Below are 9,698 nucleotides of genomic sequence, written 5' to 3'. Positions count from 1 at the left end.
TCAGAAGTGAAACGCCGTAGCGCCGATGGTAGTGTGGGGTCTCCCCATGCGAGAGTAGGGAACTGCCAGGCATCAAATAAGCAAAAAGCCCATCCTGACGGATGGGCTTTTTGCGTCTGCGGTCCGGGGAAATGCCGGATTGAGTAGATTTTATCAGTCCATATCCGACTTGTAGGCCTGATAAGCGCAGCGCCATCAGGCAATCCAAATAGCACGGCTCATAAACTCCGCATCCATTGCTCAATGAAATCAGTGAGTTGACCAACGTCATTGATATCTAATAGCGGAACATCAATCCTCAACGGCACATCGCTGGCGACGGCAATCACATGTGCATCAATCACCAGTTCTTCCTGAGTGCGCCCGGTTCCCTCGCGAAACAACACAATCTTCGCGATGTCCTCATGCTTAAACCCTTCTACCAGAATCAAATCCAACTTTGAGGCATCCATTCTGCTGGCCAGAAATGCGAGATCCAGTTCCTCTTCATCCGGTGTTTCAGTCATGAGTGCCCAACGCTGTTGGCTGGCAACCAGAGTTTGTGCGGCACCAGCTTTGCGTAGCTCATAGCTGTCCTTACCGGGTTTGTCGACATCCATATTGTGGTGGGTGTGCTTAATCAGTCCCGGACGAATCCCTCTGGCGCACAGCTCCGGGATCAATTTTTTGAGCAGTGTGGTTTTCCCCGTACCGCTCCATGCGGCAATGGCAAGTAGTGGGATCATCGTTTCTCCTGCCATCTGGCAAGTTCTTCAGGGGTATTCACATTAACAAATGCGTCTTTTTGGTCACTAAAATCGACAGCATGCCCACCGGCAAGACGCATAAAGACCATTACTCGTCGCTCGCCGGACTGGAGGTAATCCTGTAGAAAAGGTTGTACTGAGCGGTTTACCAAAGCGATAGTAGGGTGATCCCGCTCGCCATCATGGACCCACACTACGGCTGCATCGCTGCTTTGGGCCTTTAAACGCGCAACCAGATCGCGAGGAATATACGGTGTGTCACAGGGACAAAACAGAAACCAGTCGCCTTTTTCCTGCAGAAAAACGGAAAGCATGCCCGCCAATGGACCCGGAAAATCGGCGAGCGAATCGGGGATCACTCGCAGACCACTTTTTTGGTAAATATCTCGATGGCGATTGGCATTAATCACAACAGTTTCAAGTTGCGATAAAAGGTTATCGGCAACGTGTTTCCAGAGAGGTTTGCCGTCCAGTTCAAGTAAACCTTTGTCGGCCCCGCCCATTCGGCGAGCTTTACCTCCCGCCAGTACAACCCCCGTTATTGCACTATCCAGATTCACTGATATCGCCTCTTTTATTGTGGGATTGACCCTGCTAACGTATCTATATCAAGAGTAAGGAGCACAACCATGAAATGTAAACGCCTGAATGAAGTTATCGAACTCCTGCAGCCAGCCTGGCAGAAAGAACCCGATCTTAACCTGATGCAATTTTTGCAGAAACTGGCGAAAGAGTCAGGTTTTGACGGTGAGCTGGCGGATTTAACTGACGACATTCTGATCTATCACCTGAAAATGCGTGACTCAGCAAAAGATGCCGTGATCCCTGGGATTCAAAAAGATTATGAAGAAGATTTCAAAACGGCGTTATTACGCGCACGTGGTGTTATTAAAGAGTAAAACCTTGTAAGTGACTCCACGAAAAGCGTTATGAAATGATATCCTGAATTATTCGTAGTATTTTCCGGATGATGGGATGAACGACAGCGCTTTTACTTTCCAGACACTACACCCGGATACCATCGTGGATGCACTGTTTGAACAGGGGATCCGGGTGGATTCCGGTCTTACCCCGCTCAACAGTTATGAAAACCGCGTCTATCAATTTCAGGACGAAGACCGTCGACGTTTTGTCGTTAAGTTTTACCGTCCTGAGCGTTGGTCTGTGGATCAAATACTGGAAGAACACCAGTTTGCGTTAGAGTTGGTCAACGATGAGGTTCCGGTTGCGGCTCCCATTGTGTTTAACGACCAGACGTTGCTAAACCACGAGGGTTTCCACTACGCGATCTTTCCCAGTGTCGGCGGCAGGCAGTTTGAAGCCGACAACATTGATCAAATGGAAGCCGTAGGCCGCTATCTTGGCCGTTTGCACCAGACCGGACGTAAACGACCTTTTGCTTCCCGGCCGACAATAGGCCTCGAAGAATATCTCTTCGAACCTCGTAAGTTATTCGAAGATGCGCCGCTTATTCCGTCAGGCCAAAGGGACGCTTTTCTGAAAGCAACCGATGGGCTCATTTCTGCTGTTACCGAAAGATGGCATACCCGTTTTGACACACTACGCTTACATGGCGATTGCCATGCAGGAAATATTCTCTGGCGTGACGGTCCGTTGTTTGTCGATTTAGACGATGCCCGCAATGGACCTGCCGTGCAGGATCTCTGGATGTTGCTAAATGGCGATAAAGCAGAGCAGCGGATGCAGCTTGAGACGATCATTGAGGCTTATGAAGAGGTGAGTGAATTTGATACCTCTGAACTCGGACTGATTGAACCTTTACGCGCCATGCGTTTAGTTTATTATCTTGCCTGGCTTATGCGTCGTTGGGCTGATCCTGCATTTCCCAAAAACTTCCCATGGCTCACCGGGGAAGATTACTGGCTGCAGCAAACGGCGACTTTTATCGCGCAGACAAAAACGCTGCAGGAGCCCCCTTTACAATTAACGCCAATGTATTAATCGAACACATCAGGAGAGAGATTACATGAAAAAGATTTGGCTGGCGCTGGCTGGTATGGTTTTAGCATTTAGCGCATCGGCAGCGCAGTTCAGTGATGGCAAACAATACATCACGCTGGAAAAACCGATTGCTGGCGAGCCTCAGGTTTTAGAGTTTTTCTCGTTCTACTGCCCGCATTGCTATCAGTTTGAAGAGGTTCTTCATGTTTCTGAAAACGTGAAGAAAAAACTGCCGGAAGGCGTGAAGATGACCAAATACCACGTTGAGTTCCTGGGGCCGTTGGGCAAGGATCTGACGCAGGCATGGGCAGTTGCGATGGCGCTGGGTGTGGAAGACAAAATCACCGTTCCGATGTTTGAAGGTGTGCAGAAACTGCAAACCGTCCAGTCTGTCGCGGACATTCGCAAAGTCTTCGTTGATGCGGGGATCAAAGGTGAAGATTACGATGCTGCATGGAACAGCTTTGTGGTGAAATCACTGGTTGCGCAGCAGGAGAAAGCCGCTGCTGACCTGCAGCTTCAGGGCGTGCCAGCGATGTTCGTCAACGGTAAATATCAGATTAACCCGCAAGGGATGGATACCAGCAGTATGGATATCTTCGTGCAACAGTACGCTGATACTGTAAAACACCTGGTTGAAAAGAAATAACGAAAACGCCGGTCACTGACCGGCGTTTTTATTTGATGCTTTAATCTCTTCTATCAGTTCATCTTTCTGAACCCACAGCGTATTCAACCAAAGCTGAAAGCGGCGTTTAAATCCTTTGTCATTAACATAATCGCCGTGCAATTCTTCCTGAACAGGCTCCAGGTTTACACGTACGACGATACGGGTCAGTTTGCCACTCAACATGTCGTAGAAGGGACGACGGCTGTTTTCCGGATAGCACAGCGTGACATTGAGCAACTTATCAAATTGCGATCCCAGGACGTTCAACGCCATAGCAATACCGGCCGCTTTGGGAGGCAACAAGTTTTTGTAAGGTGATCGCGTCTGCTGGTGCTTCTCATCGGTAAACCGTGAGCCTTCGACGAAATTCACAATGGTCGTTGGATGCGCACGAAACTTCTCGCAGGAGCGTCGGGTGGTTTCCACATCCTTGCCACGTTGCTCAGGGTGGCGCAGTAGATAGCTGCGCGAGTAACGTTTCATAAAGGGCATATCCAGCGCCCAGCATGCCAGACCAATGAACGGTACCCAAGCCAGTTGCTGTTTGAGAAAATATTTATTCATGGGGATGTGCTTACGGAACAGGACGCAAAGCACAACAATATCCGCCCAGCTGTAATGATTACAAATGAGCAGATACCAGTTTTTCTTGTTCAGCCCCTCCAGTCCTTCTACGTCCCACTTTAGCCATGGGTTGAGATGCAGGAGCAGTGCGAGACCTTCACACCAGCAAAACATCATGAAATTGCAGAAGACGGAAACCTTGCGCCAGACGAAAGGAATGGGCAAAAGGAGTTTCACGATTCCGGCGATAATGATCGGTACAGAACATAAAATCGTGACCAAAATGGTCAATACGATACTCAGCAAAAGCGTTATCGCAGCGAGTATTCTCGTCATAATTAAATTATTCAAAAGGTTAGCCATAAATAGTGCGCTAAAGACACGCAAGGGGCAGATTTTATCAGAAAACGGACCAAATAATGGGTCTTCGAGGAATAGAAAAGTTAACTATATCTATCCACATCCTGATATCGGTATCATTTTAAGAATAAATCTCTGCGCTTCTGTCTAACATAATGAAAAACATGAATAAAAGTTATGATATTTAAAGCATTATGCCTGAGATAAACTAAATTAAATTATTTATGCACAAAGTTATCCACAATTTACTTTGCGAGAGATCCAGAAGATCTGCAAAAGTTTTACGACAAATACGGTGAAAAACTCATGTTTTCATCCTGTCTGTGGCATCCTTTATCCATAATCTGATAAACAGGCACGGACATTATGGTTCAGATCCCAGAAAACCCCCTTATCCTTGTAGATGGTTCATCTTATCTCTATCGCGCATATCACGCGTTCCCGCCACTGACGAATGGTGCGGGGGAACCAACGGGTGCGATGTACGGCGTTCTTAATATGCTGCGCAGCCTGATTATGCAGTATCAGCCGACGCACGCCGCCGTGGTATTTGATGCTAAGGGTAAAACCTTCCGTGATGAATTGTTCGAGCATTACAAATCTCATCGTCCGCCGATGCCTGACGATCTGCGGGCGCAGATCGAACCTCTGCATGCAATGGTAAAAGCGATGGGCTTGCCGTTGTTGGCGGTTTCCGGTGTTGAAGCGGATGATGTTATCGGTACGCTGGCGCGTGAAGCGGAAAAAGTCGGTCGCCCGGTACTCATCAGTACTGGCGATAAGGACATGGCCCAGTTAGTGACGCCGAACGTTACGCTTATCAACACCATGACCAATACGATTCTTGGCCCGGATGAGGTGGTGAATAAGTACGGTGTCCCGCCTGAGTTGATCATCGACTTCCTGGCCCTGATGGGTGACTCCTCCGATAACATTCCGGGCGTTCCGGGTGTCGGCGAAAAAACCGCGCAGGCTTTGCTGCAGGGGCTGGGTGGTCTTGATACGTTGTATGCAGAAACAGATAAAATTGCCGGCCTGACTTTCCGTGGTGCGAAAACCATGGCAGCGAAGCTCGAGCAGAATAAAGATGTGGCGTATCTCTCTTATAAGCTGGCGACGATCAAAACCGATGTCGAACTGGAACTGACCTGCGAACAACTTAACGTACAGCAGCCTGCCGCAGACACGCTAGTGGATCTGTTTAAAAAGTACGAATTTAAGCGCTGGATTGTCGATGTTGAAGCCGGGAAATGGCTACAAGCGAAAGGCGCAAAGCCCGCGGCAAAACCGCAAGAAACCATCGTGGCTGACGAAACGCCTGAAGAACCGGTGGCGGCACTCTCTTATGAAAACTATGTGACGATATTGGACGAAGCCACGCTGGAAAGCTGGATTGAAAAACTGAAAAAAGCGCCAGTCTTTGCATTTGATACCGAAACCGACAGTCTCGATAACCACTCTGCAAATCTGGTGGGTCTCTCATTCGCCATTGAACCGGGTGTGGCGGCTTACGTTCCCGTTGCTCATGATTATCTTGATGCGCCTGATCAGGTAGCCCGCGACCGCGCACTGGAACTGCTAAAACCGCTACTGGAAGATGAGGGTGCCCGTAAGGTTGGGCAAAACCTGAAGTACGACCGTGGCGTATTGCAAAACTATGGCATTGAGCTGCGCGGTATCGCTTTCGATACGATGCTGGAGTCTTACATCCTGAATAGCGTTGCAGGCCGACACGACATGGACAGCCTGTCCGATCGTTGGTTGAAACATAAAACGATCACATTCGAAGAGATTGCCGGCAAAGGTAAAAACCAGCTGACGTTTAACCAGATTGCTCTGGAAGAAGCCGGACGTTATGCCGCAGAAGACGCCGACGTCACCCTGCAACTGCATCTGAAAATGTGGCCAGAACTGCAGAAGCACAAAGGGCCGCTGAATGTCTTTGAAAACATCGAAATGCCGCTGGTGCCAGTGCTGTCTCGTGTTGAGCGTAACGGTGTGAAGATCGATCCCGCCGTGTTGCACAACCATTCGGAAGAGCTGTCGTTACGCCTGACGGCGCTGGAACAAAAGGCGCATGAGATCGCGGGAGAAGCGTTTAATCTCTCCTCCACAAAACAGCTGCAAACGATTCTGTTTGAAAAACAGGGAATTAAGCCGCTGAAGAAAACGCCGGGCGGCGCGCCGTCAACGTCGGAAGAGGTACTGGAAGAGCTGGCATTAGACTACCCGTTGCCAAAGGTGATCCTGGAGTATCGCGGTCTGGCGAAGCTGAAATCGACCTACACCGATAAGCTGCCGCTGATGATCAACCCGAAAACCGGACGCGTGCATACCTCTTATCATCAGGCGGTAACTGCAACAGGTCGTTTATCATCAACCGATCCAAACCTGCAAAATATTCCAGTACGTAACGACGAAGGCCGCCGTATCCGTCAGGCCTTTATTCCGCCCCAGGATTATCTGATTGTCTCGGCGGATTACTCGCAAATCGAGCTGCGTATTATGGCGCATCTCTCGCGAGACAAAGGGCTGTTAACCGCTTTTGCACAAGGAAAAGATATTCACCGCGCAACAGCAGCAGAAGTCTTTGGTCTGCCGTTGGAGAGCGTAACGGGTGAGCAGCGTCGTAGCGCAAAAGCCATTAACTTTGGTCTGATCTACGGCATGAGCGCGTTCGGGCTTGCGCGCCAGCTGAACATTCCGCGTAAAGAAGCGCAGAAGTATATGGATTTGTACTTCGAACGGTACCCTGGCGTGCTGGAGTATATGGAGCGCACGCGAGCACAGGCCAAAGAGCAGGGATTCGTTGAAACTCTGGAAGGGCGTCGTCTTTACTTACCAGACATCAAGTCGAGCAATGCTGCGCGGCGTGCAGGCGCTGAACGTGCGGCGATCAACGCACCGATGCAGGGAACGGCAGCAGATATCATCAAACGTGCGATGATTGCCGTTGATGACTGGCTGCAAACCGAGCAACCTCGAGTGCGCATGATCATGCAAGTACACGATGAACTGGTGTTTGAAGTGCACAAAGATGATCTCGATGCCGTATCGAAAAAGATCCATCAATTAATGGAAAACTGTACGCACATTGATGTGCCGCTGCTGGTGGAAGTGGGAAGCGGTGAAAATTGGGATCAAGCGCACTAAGGGTTTACTGAACAGCGCGCTTTTTCGTAACTAAGCAACATAAGATAGAACATTTTGTGATGATTATTGGAATTCCCTATGTAAGGAATGAAAAAAAATTACAAAAAGTGCTTTCTGAGCTGCTCAAAAAAGAGTAAAGTTATTCGCGTAGGGTACAGAGGTAAGATGTTCTATCTTTCAGACCTTTTACTTCACGTAATCGGATTTGGCTGAATATTTTAGCCGCCCCAGTCAGTTAATGACTGGGGCGTTTTTTATTGTACTCTTCATACTTCACGCTGCAGGTGCGTTGGTTTCCTCGCTCACCTCAGTCACTTACTGATGTAAGCTCCTGAGGATTCACTGCGTCACCGCCTTCCTGCAACTTGAATTATTTTGAGTAAAAGCGAAAACACGGTCCGTAGATCGGATAAGCCGCGTTTGCGACATTATCCGGTACAACATTCGCAGGAAGGGATTATTCTGCGTCCTGACTCTCTTCAACTGGCGCCAGTTCGCTAAACCAGGTATCCAGCTTCTGACGTAACTTATCCACGCCTTGCTTCTTCAGCGACGAAAATGCTTCTACCTGCACATCACCGTTAAACGCCAGAACGGCTTCACGCACCATATTGAGCTGAGCTTTGCGCGCTCCGCTGGCCAGTTTGTCTGCTTTCGTCAGCAGAACCAAAACCTGAACATTGCTCTCAACGGCCCACAGAATCATCTGCTGGTCGAGATCCTTCAGCGGGTGGCGAATGTCCATCAGCACCACCAACCCTTGCAGGCTCTGACGCTTTTCCAGGTATTCCGCCAGCGCACGCTGCCATTTGCGTTTCATCTCTTCCGGGACTTCGGCGTAACCGTATCCTGGTAGGTCGACAAGACGTTTACCGTCCACGACTTCAAACAGGTTGATCAACTGTGTGCGACCGGGTGTTTTGGAGGTACGCGCCAGGCTCTTCTGGTTCGTCAGGGTATTCAGTGCGCTGGATTTGCCTGCATTGGAACGGCCAGCGAACGCCACTTCGATTCCGGTATCGGAAGGTAAGTGGCGAATATCAGGCGCACTCATCACAAAGTGCGTCTGTTGATAATTCAAATTAATCAAAGGGGTCGTCTCCGTCAGTCAAAGCTTTGCAGCGATTATACCTGAACCCCAGCAAAAGACGGATGTTTCGACATATGCCCGTGTAAGTAAAAACCTTGTGGTTTGTGAGACATTGACGATTGCGGATATACGAAATTTCAGAGTCATTGCCGGGTGAAAAGTGATTTAGCTCAAATAAATCATTAAGTTATTTTTTTAATGGTGCTCTTACACGCCGAAAACGTCGCGTTGGTCACTTGTCTGTCTGACCTGATGGCGTAAAGTAGTGCTCATAGCGAGGATGCTAACAGGACAGACGGACTCAGGATGAGGGTCAGGAGCGCCAGGAGGCGAAGACACAGGATTGTCAGGAAGACAAACGTCCGGAGACGTATGTAAAAGGAAATGGAAACAACACGGAACGTTTCAGGCTAAAGGAAAGACAGGGTGTGTTGATGGCCGACAGGGAATGTAGAACCCGTTAAGGGCTATGAGTAAAGAAAAAAGGCGACAGATGACTCTGTCGCCTTTTTTCTTTACTTGCTTTCTGCTAGATTCCGCCGCAAATGTATACTGAATAAAACGGCCAAAGACGAATTATTATGAAATCAACTTCTACACCACGCGGCAAAGGTCCCGCAAAAGCGCGCCGTAAAACACGCGAAGAGCTTAACCAGGAAGCTCGTGACCGTAAGCATCAGAAAAAACACCGTGGCCATGCGGCGGGTAGCCGTGCGTCCGGCAGTGAAGGTGCTTCTGGCTCTAAGAATTCGAACAAACAAAAAGATCCACGTATTGGCAGTAAAACCCCCATTCCATTGGGTGTGACTGAAAAAGTCACCAAACAGCACAAACCGAAGAGTGAGAAACCTATGCTTTCACCGCAGGCTGAGTTGGATTTACTGGAAACGGATGAGCGCCTGGATGCGCTGTTAGAACGTCTTGAAGCAGGCGAAACCCTCAGTGAAGAAGATCAGTCCTGGGTAGATGCCAAGCTGGACCGCATCGATGAACTGATGCAGAAGCTGGGTCTTTCTTATGAAGACGATGATGAAGAAGAAGAGGACGAGAAGCAGGAAGATATGATGCGCCTGCTCAAAGGCGGCAACTAACGGGTTTACACCGTGGGCCTCCCCGTCCTGCTTATAACCCTTCCGGTTATATGTTATCTGGT

The 9,698-nt window shown here is 49.1% G+C and carries 10 protein-coding genes and 1 pseudogene; 7 read left to right on the top strand and 4 right to left on the bottom strand.

Annotated elements, in window-relative coordinates:
- Positions 1-218: 218 nt before the first annotated feature.
- Positions 219-740, bottom strand: coding sequence for a molybdopterin-guanine dinucleotide biosynthesis protein MobB (gene mobB, locus AC07NP_RS13780; RefSeq protein ID WP_494660808.1), 522 nt, complete (start codon positions 738-740; stop codon positions 219-221).
- Complete coding sequence (gene mobA, locus AC07NP_RS13775) at positions 722-1,306, bottom strand: molybdenum cofactor guanylyltransferase MobA (protein WP_494660807.1); 585 nt, start codon at positions 1,304-1,306, stop codon at positions 722-724. The genes mobB and mobA overlap by 19 nt, the downstream gene beginning before the upstream one ends.
- Positions 1,307-1,375: 69 nt before the next feature.
- Here mobA and AC07NP_RS13770 point away from each other — a divergent pair, with 69 nt between their 5' ends.
- The 3 genes from AC07NP_RS13770 (at position 1,376) to dsbA (ending at position 3,357) form a co-directional block, all read left to right on the top strand.
- Positions 1,376-1,645 carry a YihD family protein gene (locus tag AC07NP_RS13770; RefSeq protein WP_042325406.1) on the top strand — a complete coding sequence of 90 codons (270 nt, stop codon included), beginning with the start codon at positions 1,376-1,378 and terminating at the stop codon, positions 1,643-1,645.
- 76 nt (positions 1,646-1,721) lie between these two features.
- A complete protein-coding gene (locus AC07NP_RS13765; protein WP_494660806.1) occupies positions 1,722-2,708 on the top strand; it encodes a serine/threonine protein kinase in 987 nt (328 codons plus the stop codon).
- Between the two features lie 25 nt (positions 2,709-2,733).
- Positions 2,734-3,357 (top strand): thiol:disulfide interchange protein DsbA, encoded by a 624-nt coding sequence (gene dsbA, locus AC07NP_RS13760; RefSeq protein WP_203359428.1) that lies wholly within the window; start codon positions 2,734-2,736, stop codon positions 3,355-3,357.
- Between the two features lie 12 nt (positions 3,358-3,369).
- Here the strand turns inward: dsbA and yihG are convergent, their stop codons facing one another.
- Entirely contained in the window at positions 3,370-4,305 is a 936-nt protein-coding gene (yihG, locus tag AC07NP_RS13755; RefSeq protein WP_203359427.1) for a 1-acylglycerol-3-phosphate O-acyltransferase, YihG family, read from the bottom strand.
- A gap of 363 nt (positions 4,306-4,668) precedes the next feature.
- Here yihG and polA point away from each other — a divergent pair, with 363 nt between their 5' ends.
- Both polA and spfP read left to right on the top strand, forming a co-directional pair.
- Positions 4,669-7,455, top strand: a complete 2,787-nt coding sequence (polA, locus tag AC07NP_RS13750; RefSeq protein ID WP_494660805.1) for a DNA polymerase I — start codon at positions 4,669-4,671, stop codon at positions 7,453-7,455.
- Between the two features lie 165 nt (positions 7,456-7,620).
- A complete protein-coding gene (spfP, locus tag AC07NP_RS13745; protein WP_071892919.1) occupies positions 7,621-7,668 on the top strand; it encodes a small protein SpfP in 48 nt (15 codons plus the stop codon).
- 244 nt (positions 7,669-7,912) lie between these two features.
- Here spfP and yihA read toward each other — a convergent pair whose 3' ends face one another.
- Entirely contained in the window at positions 7,913-8,545 is a 633-nt protein-coding gene (gene yihA / locus AC07NP_RS13740; RefSeq protein WP_203359425.1) for a ribosome biogenesis GTP-binding protein YihA/YsxC, read from the bottom strand.
- Positions 8,546-8,825: 280 nt separating this feature from the next.
- Here yihA and AC07NP_RS13735 point away from each other — a divergent pair.
- Positions 8,826-9,009, top strand: a pseudogene (locus AC07NP_RS13735) (hypothetical protein).
- 117 nt (positions 9,010-9,126) lie between these two features.
- On the top strand, positions 9,127-9,636 hold the full coding sequence (gene yihI, locus AC07NP_RS13730) for a Der GTPase-activating protein YihI (RefSeq protein WP_494660804.1): 510 nt from the start codon (positions 9,127-9,129) through the stop codon (positions 9,634-9,636).
- The last annotated feature ends 62 nt before the right edge of the window (positions 9,637-9,698 follow it).

The organism is Citrobacter sp. GW821-FHT07H02 (assembly GCF_059418505.1).
This window is presented reverse-complemented; position numbering and strand designations above follow the sequence as displayed.